This window comes from Agreia sp. Leaf210, assembly GCF_001421485.1.
Classification (GTDB): Bacteria; Actinomycetota; Actinomycetes; order Actinomycetales; family Microbacteriaceae; genus Agreia.
On the sequence record NZ_LMKK01000002.1, the window covers coordinates 123759 to 139635 of the forward strand.

The 15877-nt window shown below is 66.8% G+C and carries 15 protein-coding genes and 1 riboswitch; of the genes, 6 read left to right on the forward strand and 9 right to left on the reverse strand.

Features of this window, described 5'->3' with window-relative positions:
• Positions 1–32: 32 nt before the first annotated feature.
• A riboswitch (ZMP/ZTP riboswitch) is annotated at positions 33–114 on the reverse strand.
• A 63-nt stretch (positions 115–177) separates the two neighbouring features.
• Positions 178–1446, reverse strand: a complete 1269-nt coding sequence (locus ASE64_RS06585) for an MFS transporter (protein ID WP_235480527.1) — start codon at positions 1444–1446, stop codon at positions 178–180.
• Positions 1447–1644: 198 nt separating this feature from the next.
• Between ASE64_RS06585 and purU the strand changes: the two genes are divergently transcribed.
• From purU to nagA, 3 genes are read left to right on the forward strand one after another with little or no spacing between them, the layout of a single operon-like run.
• The gene (gene purU / locus ASE64_RS06590; protein WP_055777886.1) at positions 1645–2514 is read left to right on the forward strand and encodes a formyltetrahydrofolate deformylase; all 870 of its coding nucleotides are present in this window, start codon (positions 1645–1647) and stop codon (positions 2512–2514) included.
• Between the two features lie 21 nt (positions 2515–2535).
• A complete protein-coding gene (locus tag ASE64_RS06595) occupies positions 2536–2898 on the forward strand; it encodes a YrdB family protein (protein ID WP_055777888.1) in 363 nt (120 codons plus the stop codon).
• The gene (gene nagA, locus ASE64_RS06600; RefSeq protein ID WP_055777891.1) at positions 2898–4046 is read left to right on the forward strand and encodes an N-acetylglucosamine-6-phosphate deacetylase; all 1149 of its coding nucleotides are present in this window, start codon (positions 2898–2900) and stop codon (positions 4044–4046) included. Before ASE64_RS06595 ends, nagA begins: the two co-directional genes overlap by 1 nt.
• A 100-nt stretch (positions 4047–4146) precedes the next feature.
• On the opposite strand, the gene ASE64_RS06605 is transcribed toward nagA, so the two are convergent.
• Entirely contained in the window at positions 4147–5361 is a 1215-nt protein-coding gene (locus ASE64_RS06605; protein WP_055777894.1) for an NADP-dependent isocitrate dehydrogenase, read from the reverse strand.
• 132 nt (positions 5362–5493) lie between these two features.
• Between ASE64_RS06605 and ASE64_RS06610 the strand changes: the two genes are divergently transcribed.
• Genes ASE64_RS06610 through ASE64_RS06620 form a run of 3 tightly spaced genes read left to right on the forward strand, consistent with a single transcriptional unit; the run spans position 5494 to position 6728 of the window.
• A complete protein-coding gene (locus tag ASE64_RS06610) occupies positions 5494–5946 on the forward strand; it encodes a GNAT family N-acetyltransferase (RefSeq protein ID WP_055777897.1) in 453 nt (150 codons plus the stop codon).
• Positions 5947–5955: 9 nt separating this feature from the next.
• The gene (locus ASE64_RS06615) at positions 5956–6327 is read left to right on the forward strand and encodes an MGMT family protein (protein ID WP_055777900.1); all 372 of its coding nucleotides are present in this window, start codon (positions 5956–5958) and stop codon (positions 6325–6327) included.
• The gene (locus tag ASE64_RS06620; RefSeq protein ID WP_055777903.1) at positions 6324–6728 is read left to right on the forward strand and encodes a hypothetical protein; all 405 of its coding nucleotides are present in this window, start codon (positions 6324–6326) and stop codon (positions 6726–6728) included. Before ASE64_RS06615 ends, ASE64_RS06620 begins: the two co-directional genes overlap by 4 nt.
• Before the next feature lie 7 nt (positions 6729–6735).
• Here ASE64_RS06620 and ASE64_RS06625 read toward each other — a convergent pair whose 3' ends face one another.
• The 7 genes from ASE64_RS06625 to ASE64_RS06655 form a co-directional block, all read right to left on the reverse strand.
• Complete coding sequence (locus ASE64_RS06625) at positions 6736–8550, reverse strand: ABC transporter ATP-binding protein (RefSeq protein ID WP_055777905.1); 1815 nt, start codon at positions 8548–8550, stop codon at positions 6736–6738.
• The gene (locus ASE64_RS06630; protein WP_082465968.1) at positions 8547–10271 is read right to left on the reverse strand and encodes an ABC transporter ATP-binding protein; all 1725 of its coding nucleotides are present in this window, start codon (positions 10269–10271) and stop codon (positions 8547–8549) included. The genes ASE64_RS06625 and ASE64_RS06630 overlap by 4 nt, the downstream gene beginning before the upstream one ends.
• 166 nt (positions 10272–10437) lie before the next feature.
• A complete protein-coding gene (ddaH, locus tag ASE64_RS17885; protein WP_055777911.1) occupies positions 10438–11646 on the reverse strand; it encodes a dimethylargininase in 1209 nt (402 codons plus the stop codon).
• 44 nt (positions 11647–11690) lie between these two features.
• Positions 11691–13298: a bifunctional phosphoribosylaminoimidazolecarboxamide formyltransferase/IMP cyclohydrolase gene (gene purH / locus ASE64_RS06640; RefSeq protein WP_055777914.1), complete on the reverse strand. Its 1608-nt coding sequence runs from the start codon at positions 13296–13298 to the stop codon at positions 11691–11693.
• Entirely contained in the window at positions 13295–13888 is a 594-nt protein-coding gene (purN, locus tag ASE64_RS06645) for a phosphoribosylglycinamide formyltransferase (RefSeq protein ID WP_055779700.1), read from the reverse strand. Before purN ends, purH begins: the two co-directional genes overlap by 4 nt.
• A gap of 2 nt (positions 13889–13890) precedes the next feature.
• On the reverse strand, positions 13891–15240 hold the full coding sequence (locus tag ASE64_RS06650) for a cell division protein PerM (RefSeq protein ID WP_055777917.1): 1350 nt from the start codon (positions 15238–15240) through the stop codon (positions 13891–13893).
• Positions 15241–15292: 52 nt separating this feature from the next.
• Positions 15293–15832, reverse strand: coding sequence for a hypothetical protein (locus ASE64_RS06655; RefSeq protein WP_055777920.1), 540 nt, complete (start codon positions 15830–15832; stop codon positions 15293–15295).
• Positions 15833–15877 lie beyond the last annotated feature (45 nt).

Below are 15877 nucleotides of genomic sequence, written 5' to 3' on the forward strand. Positions count from 1 at the left end.
CCGCCGCGCGAACGACGGGGTGAAGCAGTATCCGGATCGACCCAGGCGCGCGGCCGAATTCGTGTCAGTCGCTTCCCGATGGTGACCATCTGAACGCCAGTTGCGACAGCAAGAAGCCTACAACAGGCATCCCGCACAATCTCTGGTGAACCATACGGGGGGCCGATGGTCGCAGACCTACGGCTCGGCCGGCCCCGGCCCGATCAGCTGAGGCGTGGCCTTCCGGCGGGAGGTGAGTTCCGCAGCGACCAAGAGCGCGCCGGCCACGACGAGGGTGATGAGGTACGCGACAGGCAATGACGTCAAGCCGAACCCGTCGAGCAGGGCCGCGCCGACGAGCGCTCCCCCGCCGATGCCGATGTTGAACGACGTCGAATAGAACGCGCTGGCGGTGTCGCGGATATCGACCGAGGCGACGTGCAGCAGTCGAGCGGCGAGCAGCGGAGGCAGCGTTCCGAAGACGAGACCCCACAGCACGAAGGCGGGAATCGCGATGAAGGGGTTGACCGCGAACACCGCCATGACGGTCACGGACACGGCGGTGACGGCGACCCCGATCACGACGCCGAGCGTGGGGCGGCGACCGAACACCGTGCCGGCGAGCAGAAGCCCGCCCGCACCCGCCAGACCGAAGATCGCGAGCAGGAGGCCGACGTGACTCGAATCGACGCCGAGTTCACCCGTGAGATAAGGAGCGATGAAGGTGTAGAACGAGTAGTGGCCGATCATGATGACCGCGGCCAGCAGGCACAGGAGGGCGACGGCGGGAACCGTCGAATCCAGCTTTCGCCGGCCAGACGGATGCCGCTCGGGCAGCGCGTCGGACTTGGCGGGACGCTCCACCCGGGGCAGCAGCCACAGCATGAGCGCGGCGCCGATGATGCAGAGAACGGCGATCGCTCCGAAGGCGCTGCGCCAGCCGATCGCCTGGCCCAGCACGGTGCCGAGTGGCACGCCGAGCACGAACGCGAGAGTGCCGCCGCCCGTGGTGATGGCCACAGCGCGACCGAGCTGCTCCTTGGGAACCAGGTACCCCGAGTAGGCGCCCATGACAGCCCAGAACAAGCCGTGCGCCATGCCTCCGACGATCCGGGCCCCCACGAGGATCTCGAAGGTGGGCGCGATGGCGGTGACAGCACTCGAGAGCGAGACCACGATCAGGACGAGAACGATGAGGCGGTGACGCGACACGCTGCGGGTCAGGCGCGACAGCGGGATGCTCGTGAGCACCACCGCGAACGCGAAGACGGAGACGAGCAGGCCGATCTGCGATTCGCCCACCCGGAGCTCTGTGCTCATCTCGGGCAGAAGACCGGTGGGCAGCATCTCGGCGGTCACCGAGAGGAAGACGGCGGAGGCGAGCACGAGGAGCCCGCCCCAGGGAAACGGTCGACCGGGAGCCCCGGTCGGGACGACGGCGATGGGAGAGGTGAACGGCTGAGTCACTGCGGTAGAACGAACCAAACTAACGAAAGAAGGCGAACAGAGGCGGCGTCACGCCAGCCTGACGAGGGCGGCATCGGAAGGATCGGACGACACCGCACGACGGGCACTCGACCTCAGGAACCGATGACGACGTCGTGCATGCCCGGGGCCGAACGAGATCCGTCGGCCACCCGCTAGTGTATCGGGAGGCAGAATCGGATGGAAGAGGCGAGAGCGTTGACGAGTTCCCATTGGGTGTTGACCTTCGTCTGTGCCGACCTCCCGGGTATCGTGCACGCGGTGAGCGGCGCGGTCGTGCAATCGGGTGGCAACATCACCGAGAGTCAGCAGTTCTCCAGCGCCGATACGGGCCGATTCTTCATGCGGCTGCAGGTCGAGTCCGAATCCGATCGGGCCGTCTTCGAATCGGCGCTCGCACCGGTGATCGAACGCTACGACATGGACTGGCAGCTCGACGTGGTCGGCCGCCCCTTGCGTACTCTTGTTCTCGGCTCGACGGCGGCGCACTGCCTCAACGATCTGCTCTTCCGTCAGCGCGCGGGCCAGCTCGCCGTCGACATTCCGCTCGTCCTGAGCAATCACTCGGTTCTGGCGGAGCTCGCCGGGTTCTACGGTGTCGCCTTCGAATCGATGCCGGTGACGGATGCCGAGAGCAAGGCCGCCTTCGAACGTCGGGTTCTCGACGTGGTGGAGCAGCACGACATCGAACTCGTCGTGCTCGCCCGCTACATGCAGATCCTTTCGCCCGAGCTGTGCGCCGCGCTCGCCGGCCGCGCCATCAACATCCACCACTCTTTCCTCCCCGGGTTCAAGGGCGCGAATCCCTACAAGCAGGCCCATGCCCGGGGCGTGAAGCTCATCGGCGCGACGGCGCACTTCGTGACGAGCGACCTCGATGAGGGTCCGATCATCGAGCAGAACGTCGTGAGGGTCGACCACTCGCGTACCGCGTCTGAGCTCGTCTCGATCGGCCAAGACGAGGAGAGCCGCACGCTGACACAAGCCGTGAAGTGGTTCTCGGAGCATCGGGTGCTGCAGGACGGCGCCCGCACGATCATCTTCCGCTGACGCGGTCGGTACGCTTGAACCGTGAATCGAGAGACAGAGACCGCCGCCGGCAGAATCGGCATCGCCGACGTGATCCGGTTCGTGCTCGAACTGTTCGCGTTCGTCAGCCTCGGAATCTGGGGATTCCTCGCGTGGCCGGGCCCGTGGCTGAACATCGTCCTCTGCATCGCCACACCCCTGTTCGCCATCCTGTTGTGGGCGCTGTTCCGCTCTCCCCGGGCCGTCGTGAAGCTCGACGCGTTCGGCAAGGCGCTCATCGAGATCCTCATCATGGGGTCGGCGGCGCTCGCCTGGCTGAACCTGGGGCAGCCGATCGTCGCGGTGGTCTTCGGCGTCGCAGCGACCATCAGCGGCGTGATCTCAGGCCGTAGAGAACTCAGCTGATGCTGCTGCACGGCGCTCGAAAGCTCGACGCCGACGGGATCGTCGACGACTTCTGGATGCTGCTCGTCGGCGACACGATCTCCACGACGGGCACCGGAGACAGCTGGCAGGCCCTGGCTCCGTCGGTCGCCGACAGTGCTCGGTTCGATGCGCGCGGCCGCTGGCTCACCCCCGGCTTCATCGATCTCCACGCGCACGGAGGAGGAGGCGCCTCGTTCGACGACGGCATCGACGCCATCGGCACGGCCCTCGCGGTGCACCGCGCGCACGGCACGACGCGGTCTGTCTTGAGCCTCGTCACGAACCCCCTGGATCGTCTCGCCGAGAACCTGCGGGGCATCGCCGATCTGGCCTCGCGCGATCCGCTCATCCTCGGCTCGCATCTCGAGGGGCCCTTTCTCTCTCCGCTGCACCGCGGCGCCCACGAGCCGCAGTATCTGATCGAGCCCGACCCGGCGAACGTCGAGGAGCTGCTGCAGGCATCCGCTGGCACCCTGCGACAGGTCACGATCGCGCCCGAGCTGCCGGGAGCCCTCGACGCCATCGACCGTTTCGTGAACGCGGGAGTCGTGGTGGCGGTGGGCCACACCGATGCCGGGCTCGAGGTCACCGCAGAGGCCTTCGATCGAGGCGCCTCGGTATTGACCCACGCGTTCAACGCCATGCGAGCAATCCACCACCGTGCTCCCGGACCGGTCATCGCCGCGTTCGAAGACTCCCGGGTCGCCCTAGAGCTCATCCTCGACGGTGTGCATGTCCACCCCGAGGTCGTGCGACTCGCCTTTCTGGCTGCGCCTCAGCGCATCGTCCTCGTCACCGATGCCATGGCGGCGGCGGGGGCGCCCGACGGTCCATATCGGCTCGGATCCCTCGACGTGACCGTGGCACACGGCGAGGCGATGCTGAGCGGTACCGAGACCCTGGCGGGATCGACCCTGACCCAGGACGCCTCGCTGGCCAACGCGATCGAACTCGCGCAGATCGATCCCGTGCTCGCCGTCCGGGCGGTCACGGCGAGCCCGGCCCGAGCCCTCGGGCTCGATACGCGGTTCGGCTATCTGCGCCCCGGATACGCTGCGGACGCCGTGCTGCTCGACGAGCAGTGGCGCTCTACGACCGTATTCGCGAACGGCCTGCGGCTGGTGTGAGCCGCGCTCGTCGCCTGCACGCGTCTGCCCTGCGACAAAACACTCGGCGCCGCGCCCTCCCGAAGGAGGACACGGCGCCGGGTGGTTCAGGAGGTTTCGACTAGGCCAGACGGGCCGCGAGGTTCTTGTCGAGCGTGTCGAGGAACTCCTCGGTGGTCTCCCACTTCTGCTCGGGGCCGACGAGAAGAGCCAGGTCCTTCGTCATGTGCCCGGCCTCGACGCTCTTGATGACGACGTCTTCGAGAGTCTCGGCGAACTCGGCGAGGGCCGGATTGCCATCGAGCTTGGCGCGGTGCGACAGACCGCGGGTCCAGGCGTAGATCGAGGCGATGGGGTTGGTCGACGTCGGCTTGCCCTGCTGGTGCATGCGGTAGTGCCGCGTGACCGTTCCGTGCGCTGCCTCGGCCTCGACGACCGATCCGTCGGGCACGCTGAGCACGCTCGTCATCAGGCCCAGCGAGCCGAAGCCCTGGGCGACGGTGTCGCTCTGCACGTCTCCGTCGTAGTTCTTGCACGCCCAGACGTAGCCGCCCTCCCACTTCATGGCCGAGGCGACCATGTCGTCGATGAGGCGGTGCTCGTAGGTGAGACCGGCAGCCTCGAACTTCTCCTTGAACTCGGTCTCGAAGATCTCCTCGAAGATGTCCTTGAAGCGACCGTCGTAGGCCTTGAGGATGGTGTTCTTCGTCGACAGGTAGACCGGGTAGTTGCGGGTCAGACCGTAGTTGAGGCTCGAGCGCGCGAAGTCGCGGATCGACGCGTCCTGGTTGTACTGCACCTGTGCGATGCCGTCGTCGGGTGCGTCGTAGACCTCGAACTTCATCGGCTCGGAGCCGTCTTCCGGCGTGAACTCGACCGTGAGCTTGCCCTTGCCCTTGAACACGAAGTCCGTGGCCCGGTACTGGTCGCCGAAGGCGTGACGGCCGATGATGATCGGCTTGTTCCACCCGGGCACGAGGCGCGGAATGTTCGAGATGATGATGGGCTCGCGGAAGATGACGCCGCCGAGGATGTTGCGGATCGTGCCGTTCGGCGACTTCCACATCTTCTTGAGGCCGAATTCCTCGACCCGCGCCTCGTCGGGCGTGATCGTGGCGCACTTCACGCCGACACCGTGCTTCTGGATGGCATGGGCTGCGTCGATCGTGACCTGGTCGTCGGTCGCGTCGCGGTGCTCGATGCCGAGGTCGTAGTACTCGAGATTGATGTCGAGGTAGGGATGGATCAGCGTGTCTTTGATCGCCTGCCAGATGATTCGTGTCATCTCGTCTCCGTCGAGTTCGACGACGGTTCCTTCAACCTTGATCTTGGACAACGGCCACTCCTTCGCGTGTTTTCGGACTGTTCCACAGCTTAGCCGCTCGCCGATATATCTCTACGTCGAGATATATATCCGTTTGTACAGATGAAAGTGGCGGGCGGGTTCGAGGCGGGCTAGCCTTGCCCCATGGGTGAACTGAGACTGGTTGAGTTGTCGGCGAGCAACATCGTGGCGGCGAACTCGCTCACGCTCAAGCCCGGCCAGGAGCAGTACGTGGCCCCTGTTTCGCACTCCATCGCCGAGGCCTACGTGAACCCGGTCACCGCGTGGCCACGCGTCGTTCTCGACGACGACGAGGTCGTCGGCTTCATTCAGGGCAACTTCGATCCCGAGAGCGACCACGAAGAATTCAAAGGTTGCATCTGGAGCATCAACGTGGCGGCAGCAGCCCAAGGCCGAGGCGTGGGCCGCTTCGCCGTACTCTCCCTCGCCGACGAGGCACGATCGCGCGGCTACGACCGCATCACTGTCATGTTCGAGCCGGGTGAAGATGGGCCGGAGGCCTTCTTCTACCGCCTCGGATTCTCCAGCATCGGAGAGACGCAGTACGGCGAGACCATCGCCGCACTCTCACTCTGACCCGCTGCCGTGGCGTCGCCAGCCGCGGCCGGTCACGAGTTCGCCCTCGACGTGCTCGACCTCGTCGACTCGATACCGGTGGGTCGCGTGCTCAGCTACGGCGATCTCGCCGCGATGCTCGGCTCCCGCGCATCACGAGCGGTCGGCACGGTGCTGCGGCAGTCGGGGTCGGGTCATGCGTGGTGGCGAGTCCTTCGATCCGGAGGACATCCGCCGGTGGGGCACGAAGCGCGCGCCTACGAGCACTACATCGTCGAAGAGACCCCGCTCGTGCGCACGGCGACAGGCTGCGGCTATCGCGTCGACTACGCTGTAGCACGGTGGATTCCGACGGAGCCCCCGACCGAAGCCGTAAGCCCACGAGAAAAGGAGCAGCAGTGAAGCGTCGTCTGCTTGTTGCCGCCCCCATCCTCGCCATGACCGCACTCCTGTCCGGATGCACGCTGGCGAATGCGATCAACCCGCCCATCGAGAGCGCCATCTACGCGACCCAGCCCGAGGCGGCCGGGGCCACCGGCAGCGTCGCGCTACCCGACTTCGTGCAGGCCGATGCCACCACGATCCGCATCAAGACCGACACCGCGGACAACACCAAGATCCTCGGCTACAGCATCCCGGCTCCGCTCGCGGCCCCGATCGGCTCCGAATGCTCGAGCCCCAGCACGCCTGCTCTCGACGACACCTGGTGGGCCGAGTCCATTCCGACCGACGCCGCCATCACCTGCTCGGGCGCGTGGCACATCTACGTCGCCGGACAGACCATCTTCGCCTGGACTCCGTAGGCCTCGATCACGCCAGAGATTCGCGCCAGGAGGCGTGAAGCGCCGCGAAGCGACCCGTTCCGGCGATGAGGTCGGCCGGGGTTCCGTCTTCGACGATCCGACCGTGCTCCATCACGAGAACGCGATCCGCGATCGCCACGGTCGAGAGTCGGTGCGCGATGATGATCGCCGTACGATCCGCCAGGAGCGTCTGCAGGGCATCCTGCACGAGCCGTTCGCTCGGGATGTCGAGCGACGCCGTCGCCTCGTCGAGGATCAGCACCGCCGGGTCGGCCAGGAAGGCCCGCGCGAACGAGATCAACTGCCGCTGACCGGCTGAGACACGCCCTCCCCGCTTGTTCACATCTGTTTCATAGCCGTTAGGCAGGCCCTCGATGAAGGCGTCGGCGCCGACGGCTCTCGCGGCCGCCTTGATCTCGTCGAACGACGCCTCGGGCTTGCCGATCGCGATGTTGTCGGCGACCGTACCCGAGAAGAGGTACGCCTCCTGGGTCACCATCACGATGGCCCTGCGCAGATCTTTCGGGTGGAGCGACCGCAGGTCGATGCCGTCGAGAGAGACCTCGCCGGTCGTCGGGTCGTAGAACCGCGACACCAGTTTCGCCAGCGTCGACTTGCCGGCGCCGGTGGACCCGACGAGGGCGATCGTCTGTCCTGCCGGGATATCGAGGTCGAACGTCGGCAGGATGACACGATCGCCGGAATAGGCGAACTCCACGTCGGAGAATCGCACGTGGCCCTTCGACGTCCAGAGATCGACGGGAGCCGTGGGATCGGGGACGCTCGGCTGCTCCTCGAGAACGCCGGAGATCTTCTCGAGAGCCGCGGCCGCCGACTGATAGGAGTTGTAGAACATCGCCATGTCCTCCATCGGGTCGAAGAAGCGGCGGGTGTAGAGCACCACGGCCAGAAGCGCGCCGACGGCCAGCTGACCGTCGAAGACACGCAGCCCGCCCACGAGCAGCACGACCGCGACCGTGACGTTGCCGATGAGAACGAGTCCCGGGTTGTAGATGCCGAAGAGGCGGATGACCTTGGCGTTGACCTGGCGGTAGTCCTCGACCAGCTCACCGAAGACGTGCTCGTTTCGAGACTCGGTACGGAATGCCTTGACCGCCCGAATGCCCGTCATCGTCTCGACGAACTTGACGATGACGTTGGCCGATGCCGTGCGCGTCTGCCGGAAGACCCGCTGCGACCGCAGCTGGAACCACCGGGTGAGGATCGCCAGAGGAACGAGCGACACGAGAAGCACGCCGGCGCTGAGCGGGTCGACGAGGAGCAACGCCACGCCGACGAAGACCATGTAGAGCACGCCCTGCACGAGGTTGTTGATGCCCGAGTCGAGGAGTTCGCGGATCGAGTCGAGGTCGCTCGTCTGCCGGGAGATGATGCGCCCGGAGGTGTAGCTCTCGTGGAACTCGAGGCTGAGCCGCTGGGTCTGAAGGAAGACCCGGCGTCGCAGATCGAGCAGCACGGCCTGACTGATGCGAGCGGAGAGGACCGTGAACCAGGCGACCAGAGCGGCGCCGATCACCCCGGTGGCGAGGTAGGCCGCTCCGGCGAGCGCGAGCGGCATCCAGTCGTTCTTCATGAGGGCCGGCAGACCGCTGTCGATGCCGAATGCGATGAGGGCGGGGCCGGCCACCTGCGCGGCCGTCGACACGATGATCACGACGATGCCGAGGATGAGCCGGGCACGGAGGGGCTCGAGCAACGACCCGAGGAGACGCATACTGCGGCTGCGGATCTGTCGGCTCTCGGCGCGCGTGAAGTCGTCGCGCTCCTCGCCGCTGGTTCCGGTGACGCTGGTCTGGCTCATGAGAGGTTCTCCGTGTGTGCAGGCTCTGCCTGTGTCTGGTTGTCGAGGCTCGAGATCACGAAGCGGTAGTGCTCGTTGCTCGCGATGAGCTCGCTGTGCGTGCCCACGGCCGTGATGCGCCCGTCTTGCATCAGCGCCACCCTGTCTGCGAGCGACACCGTCGAGGGGCGGTGCGCGACGATCAGCGCGGTGGTCGACGCGAGCACGCGCCTGAGGGCCGCCTCGACCAGCTGCTCGGTCGTCACATCGAGAGCAGACAGCGGGTCGTCGAGCACGAGCACCGCTGGACGAGCAGCAACCGCGCGAGCCAAGGCGAGGCGCTGGCGCTGGCCACCTGACAGGCTCAGCCCCTCCTCGCCGACGCGAGTGTCGAGCCCGTCTGGCAGATCGAAGACGAAGCGGGCCTGCGCGATATCGAGCGCCTCCTCGAGATCGGCCTCCGTCGCATCCGGTCTGCCCAGCAGCACGTTCTCGCGAACCGTCGCCGAGAACAGCGTCGCATCTTCGAACGCCATCGCGATGTGGGTTCGAAGCTCGTCGAGAGAGAGGTCACGAACGTCGACGCCGTCGAGGGTCACCGAGCCCCCCGTGACGTCGTAGAGGCGCGTCGGCAGCGCCGTGAGCGTGGTCTTGCCTGATCCGGTAAGACCGACGAGCGCCATCGTCTCTCCCGGCTCGATGACGAGGTCGATTCCGTCGAGCAGATCAGGAAAGCGACTCGGCGAATCCTGGTAGCGGAAGTGCGCGTCGGCGAAGACCAGTCGCCCCTCGGGCCTGTCGATCGTCTTCGGCGAGACAGAGTCGACAATGGTGTTGACCTCATCCATGACCTCGAAAAAGCGATTGGTCGCGGTCTTCGCGTCGATCGTCATGGCCAGGAAGTAGCCCATCGACTGGATGGGGAACAGGAGCACCGTGCCGGTCGCGAAGAAGGCGACCAGCTCCCCCACACTCGACTGACCCGACTGCGCCAGCCATACGCCGACGACCAGTGCCACGGCGAAGGCGACATCGGGAACGAGCAGGAGCCAGAGCCAGATGCCGGCCACGGCCCGCGCCTTCTCGAGCTCCGTGCCCTGCAGCTCTTCGGCCTGCGTCTCGAACCGCTTGAGCGCGTGCGAGCCGCGCCCGAATGCCTTGAGAACCCGGATGCCGTGAACGCTCTCTTCGACGGCCGTCGCCAGATCGCCCTGCTGGTCTTGACCACGGCGAGCCGCCAGCGAATAGCGCTTCTCGAACGCGTAGCCGTAGATGAGCACGGGGATCGATGCGGCCACGAAGATGAGCCCGAGGATCCAATTGAGCGAGACGAGGATGACGAACCCGATCACCAGGGTCAGCGAGTTCACGATCAGAATGACGAAGCCGAACGCCATCCACCGGCGGATCAGGTTGAGATCGCCGATCGCACGCGACAGCAGCTGTCCGCTCGGCCATCTGTCGTGGAAGGCCACGGGAAGGCGCTGCAACTTCCGATAGAGGCTGTTGCGCATGTGCGCCTCGACGTGGGTTCCCGGAGTGAGGACGAGCCAGCGGCGCAGGGCGATCAAAGCGGCTTCGGCGACACCCAACGCGAGTACCAGGCCCACCGAGAACCACACGAGCGATACATCTGTGCCCGTCAGCGGACCGTCGATCAGCCACTGCAGCACCTGCGGGATCGCCAGCGCCACGAGACTCGCGAGAAGAGACGCCACGATTGCCACATAAATGCGCGGCATTGCCGGCTTCGCGTACCGGTACAGCCGTCCGAGGGAGGGCAGGGTGGACGGGGGCGGGGGCGTTGACACGGAGAAACCTCGTAAGAAGGGTGAAATTCCGCCCGAGTGCGGGCAGCCTTTCAGGCTACTCTCGAGTCGTGCTCGAGCGCAACGCGCGTCGCGCGAATCAGCGCACGCGCACCGACAGGCACGTCACGCAGGCCTCGAGCTTCTCGAACTCGGAGATGTCGACGGCGATGACCCTGTATCCCAGACTCTCGATCAGCTGAGCGGACTCGGGCGCCGCCGACGACATCAGCACCGTGTCGTCGGAGAGGATGACGACGTGCGCCCCAGCCTCCTCCGGCACGGCGAGGAAGCGGTCGAAGATCTTGGGATCGTCGACGACCGGCGGATATCCGATGACCGTGCCGTCGGGCAGAGCCGTGACGGCGCTCTTGAGATGCAGGACCTTCGAGATCGGCACGGCGATGACGGTATATCCGAGAGGGCTCAGGATGTGCCGTAGCTGCCTGATTCCCTCGGCGTTCGTTCGGCCACCGCGCCCCACGTAGACGCGCTTCTCGATCTTCAGCACGTCTCCCCCGTCGAGGGTGCCGGGCTGCACGATGCGCGTGACATCGAGACCCAGCGATCGCACGCTCTTCTCCACCTCGTCGATCTCTGCGACGCGGCTGGGTGCCGCAGGGCTCGCGAGCACGGCCAGGCGACCGAACATCACGACGGAGTCTTCGACGAAGACCGAGTCGGCCAGCCCGTCGGCACGCTCGACCTCCACCGGCTTCCAGCCCGCCCCGATCAGTGCGGCGACGTACGACTCCCACTGCTCGTCAGCGAGTTCTGTGTCGACCGCGGTGCGCTCGAGGTGGGTCACGATCCCCTCGGCCAGGTTGTCGGACGGGCGCCGCACCAGAACCGTTCCCGAGACGGTGCGTGGCGGCATCTCGGAGTGGCTGAGCGCCGAGTACACCCGGCGGCCCAGCGTGGCCGTCGCCACCGTGGCGGTGAGCACGAAGATGAGATTGATGTTGCCGAGAGTGCTGAGAACGTATGCGATCACCCGCCCGTCGAGTGCATTGCCCTGCAGCAGGGTTTGGATTCCCGTGCCGACGACGGCCGCGATGAGGCCCGAGACCACCCCGGCGATGGCGGCCGTGTACCAGCGCGTCAGCCGGGCGATCATGGCGAACACGAAGACCAGCACGAGCAGCACGAGCGTCGCTGGCACGAAGAAGTTGTTGATCTGCAGCAGCACGATCGCCTGGGGATCGCTGCCGACGAAGAACGACAGCATCGTGGCGAGGTGCGTGATCGCCGCGATGAGCAGCGCTGCCACGGCGGACGCGATGACCGGTCTCGGTCGGAGGAAATGCATGGGTGCGACCTTACTTCGGGTTTCTGTACGCACGTCGAGGGGTTCTAGTGGAAGAAGTGGCGTTCCCCTGTGAAGTACATGGTGACGCCTGCGGCCTGAGCCGCCTCGATCACCTCTGCATCACGGACCGAGCCGCCCGGCTGCACGACCGCTTTCACGCCCGCGTCGATGAGCACCTGCAACCCGTCCGCGAAGGGGAAGAAGGCGTCGGATGCGGCGACCGATCCGGCGGCGCGGTCGCCCGCTCGCGTCACAGCCAGATGGCAGGAATCGACACGGTTGACCTGACCCATGCCGACGCCGACCGACGCCCCGTCGGACGCGAGCAGGATGGCATTGGACTTCACGGAGCGGCACGCCTTCCAGGCGAACTCCAGATCGGCCAGGGTGGCGTCGTCGACGTGCTTGCCGGCCACCCGTTGCCACTTCACCGAGCTGAAGCCGTCGAAGCCGTCGGGCTTCTGCGCAAGGAACCCGCCGCTGATCTGGCGGATCTCCGTCTCGTCGCGGTGGAAGCCCGCGCGCAGCTTCAGCAGTCGGAGGTTCTTCTTGATCTGCAGGATCTCGAGGGCCTCCGGCTCGAAGTCGGGGGCGACGAGGACCTCGGTGAAGATCTCGGCCACCCCTTCGGCCATGGCTCGTGTCACGGTGCGGTTTGCGGCGATCACTCCTCCGAACGCGGAGACGGGGTCGCAGGCATGCGCTCGGGCGTGGGCACCCGCGACCGCATCGGCGTCGGCCGGCTGCGCGACGGCGATGCCGCACGGGTTGGCGTGCTTGATGATCGCCACGGCGGGCTCGGCGAAGTCGAACGCGGCGCGAACGGCCGCATCGGCGTCGACGTAGTTGTTGTACGACATCTCCTTGCCGTGGAGCTGGGTCGCCTGGGCGATCCCCGCCCCGTTCTCGCGCACGTACAGCGCGGCAGGCTGATGCGAGTTCTCGCCGTAGCGAAGGGTCGCCGACCGGGTGCCCTCGATCGTGACGGCGTTACCGAGACCGGCCGTGTCGACGCCGGCGCCATCCGTCGTCTCGCCCGCGAACCACGCGGCGACCGCCGCATCGTAGGCGGCCGTGTGAGCGAAAGCCTCTGCGGCGAGCGCGCGACGACTCTCGTACGTGGTTCCGGCGGGCAGCGATTCGATGATGCCGGCGTAGCTCGCGGGCGATACCGCGATCGCGACGTTGGCGTGGTTCTTGGCCGAGGCGCGCACGAGGGCCGGGCCTCCGATGTCGATCTGTTCGATCACGGCCGAGCTCTCGGCACCCGAGGCCACGGTCTCGCGGAACGGATACAGGTTCACCACGACGAGCTGGAATGCGCGGATGCCGAGTTCGTCGAGCTGGGACTTGTGCGACTCGAGCCGGAGATCGGCGAGGATGCCGGCGTGGACGGCGGGGTGCAGCGTCTTCACACGGCCGTCGAGAGACTCGGGAAAGCCCGTGACCTGGCTGACCTCCGTGACCGCGAATCCCGCGTCGGCGATGGTCTTCGCCGTCGAACCCGTCGACACGATCTCGACCCCGGCATCGGCGAGGGCCGCGGCGAGCTCGAGGAGCCCGGTCTTGTCGCTCACCGAGATCAGTGCGCGCTCGATGCGCACGACGTCGCGGTGGGCGTAGAGGTTCGGATCGTGAATTGGACCGCTCATGCTGTGGCTAGCTCCCTGAGATTGACTCTGCTGTTCGCGATGTCGAGTACCGCCTGAGTGAGCAGGCGACGCTCGACCGTCTTGATTCGTTCGTGAAGTTCCGGCTCCGTGTCGTCGGCCTCGATCGCCACGACCTCCTGGACGATCACCGGACCGGTGTCGACACCCTCGTCGACGATGTGCACGGTGACGCCCGTCTGCGCCGCCCCGGCGGCGAGGGCGTCGCGCACGGCGTGGGCGCCTGGAAACGCGGGCAAGAGAGCCGGATGAGTGTTGATGAGGAACGGGCTCAGGGCCGAGACGACCCGAGGGGGCAGGATGCGCATGAAGCCGGCGCAGACGACCAGATCGGGATTCCACACTCGGATCTGCTCGAGAAGCTCGTCTCCCCATGCGGCGCGCGACTCGAACGACGTCGGTGGCACGGTGAAGGTGGGCACGCCGAACTCCTCGGCGTGGGCCAGGCCCGCGGCGTCGTTGTCGGCTCCGACGGCGACGATCCTCGCGGGAAACTCTGCGTCTGACTGCGCGTCGAGGAGGGCGCGGAGGTTCGATCCTCCGCCGGAGATGAGTACGACCAGCGACAGCACCGTCACAGTTTATTGGTATCCGCATCGGCGCCCGCGCGGTCGAGTCCGCCGAGACCGTCGAGGCCGCCGTCGGAGTCCGCTTCGGCCCCGGTGCCGTCGGACGTCCGCGAGAAGAACCGTCGCGTGAGCCCCACTGTGAGCCCGAGCACGGCGCTGGGGCCGAGCTCGAGCGCCGACCAGATCCACACGGCGGCCGGATCCGGACCGACGTCGACGAGCCTTCCGGGTCCGGCGGCTCCCCCGGACCAGATGGCGAGCAGCCCGAGCATGCTGGCGCCGACGACCCCGACTCCGATACCCGACAGCACCAGGACCAGCGGCGACGACCCCGCACCCGCCGCCGTCAATCGAGGCTTGAGAACGACGCCCACGACGAAGCCGACGACGACGGGAACCACGACAACCGCGTAACCGATCGCGGGCGCCCCCTGTGGCAGGGCGCCGAGGATCGGCAGCCCTGGGAGCAGGCCCACCTGTGTTCCCAGCGGCGACACCACGCTGCCCGAGCCGAGGGCGAAACCCGGCCCGAGCAGCCACGAGGTGGCCCAGACGACCATGTTGGGCACGATCGAGAGTTGGCCCATGGTCAGGGCGATACCGCCCACGAGTTGCGACTGCAGGGATTCGTAGAGCGAAATGATCTGCCCGTAATGCCCCAGGATCAGGACGAACACCAGAATGCCGGCGACCGCCGTGAGCCCGGCGACCGCCATCGCGCCGCCTCGGGCCGCGAGAGACACCACCGTCGCGACGGGCGCCGGCACGCGATCGACGATCTCGCGCAGGCTCCGGGTGAGGATGTCGACGGCTTGGCCGGCGGGATCGGCCGGATCCGCGGCGGCCGAGAAATCGGCGCGGGAGAACAGGCTCGTCGCCATGCCGATGGCATAGACGGCTGCGGGGAAGAACAAGGCCTGCACGATCGACGGTCGCGCACTGTCGGAGCCGGCCCCGCTGGCGACCAGCCATCCGATCGCGACGACGGTGAGAACGCCCACGGCGGCGCCGAGGAGGCGGTGCTCCGAATCGGCGAGACGGCGGCCCGATCGCCATCCGAGCAGCACCGTGAGCACGGCCATACCCAGGGGCGCGAAGCCGATCTCGAAGGGCACCCCCGCCCCCTGCAGGGCGAGTTGCAGCGCGAGCGTCGGATCGATCGTGACGAGCAGATCGACGCCGTTGCCGAGCAGCCAGAAGTTGGCCGCGACCCGCCAGAACGCGCCGAAGTCGACGGCGAGCTCGAACTGCGTCAGCCAGAGGATCGTCAACGGAATCAAGAGGATTCCGACGCCGAGTACCCCGACGAGGAGCGCGTCGAGAAATGCGAGGAATGCGGTAAATGGTCGATTCATGCCGTGCCGAGCGTACCCCCTGTCGGCTGAGTCGACACCTCACCCCGCCGCTCTAGTGGAGGACTGCCTTGAACGCGATGATGACCAGTCCGAAGAGTGCCGTTCCGACGCCGCCGAGCAACCTCACGGGCCACGGACTGCCTCTGTCGGCGAACGCCATCCAGCCGAGAATGCCCAGCACCACCATGCCCACGATGAGCGCCACGAAGTACGCCGTGTCTTCGTCGAGGATGCCCGTCGCTCCGAGGATGAGGAACACGAGCGGCACGACCGAGGCGTACAGCAGGCCCTTCGAATGATGCACGCCTTCGCGGAACGCCTGACCGATGCCGATGATCCTGCCCCCACGCATGCCGTGATTCGCCACGGCGGTCGCGAAGACGTGCGCGGCCCAGAAGACCAGCATCGTCACGATCGTGACCACGAAGACATCGAAGTCGTCGTCGTCATCATCGGCGACGGCGATCACAGCGGAACTGACGATGGTGCCGTAGATCAGCTCGGGTGTGACCAGGGCGTGTCGGACGCGCTGCCACCGGCTCGGCTGCGCGGCCGCCTGCACAGTGGTGTCGTCCCCCGACGATTCGGACATCGAACCCCCTCCTCCCGACCCGCGCGGCGCGAACGAACGGCGGGC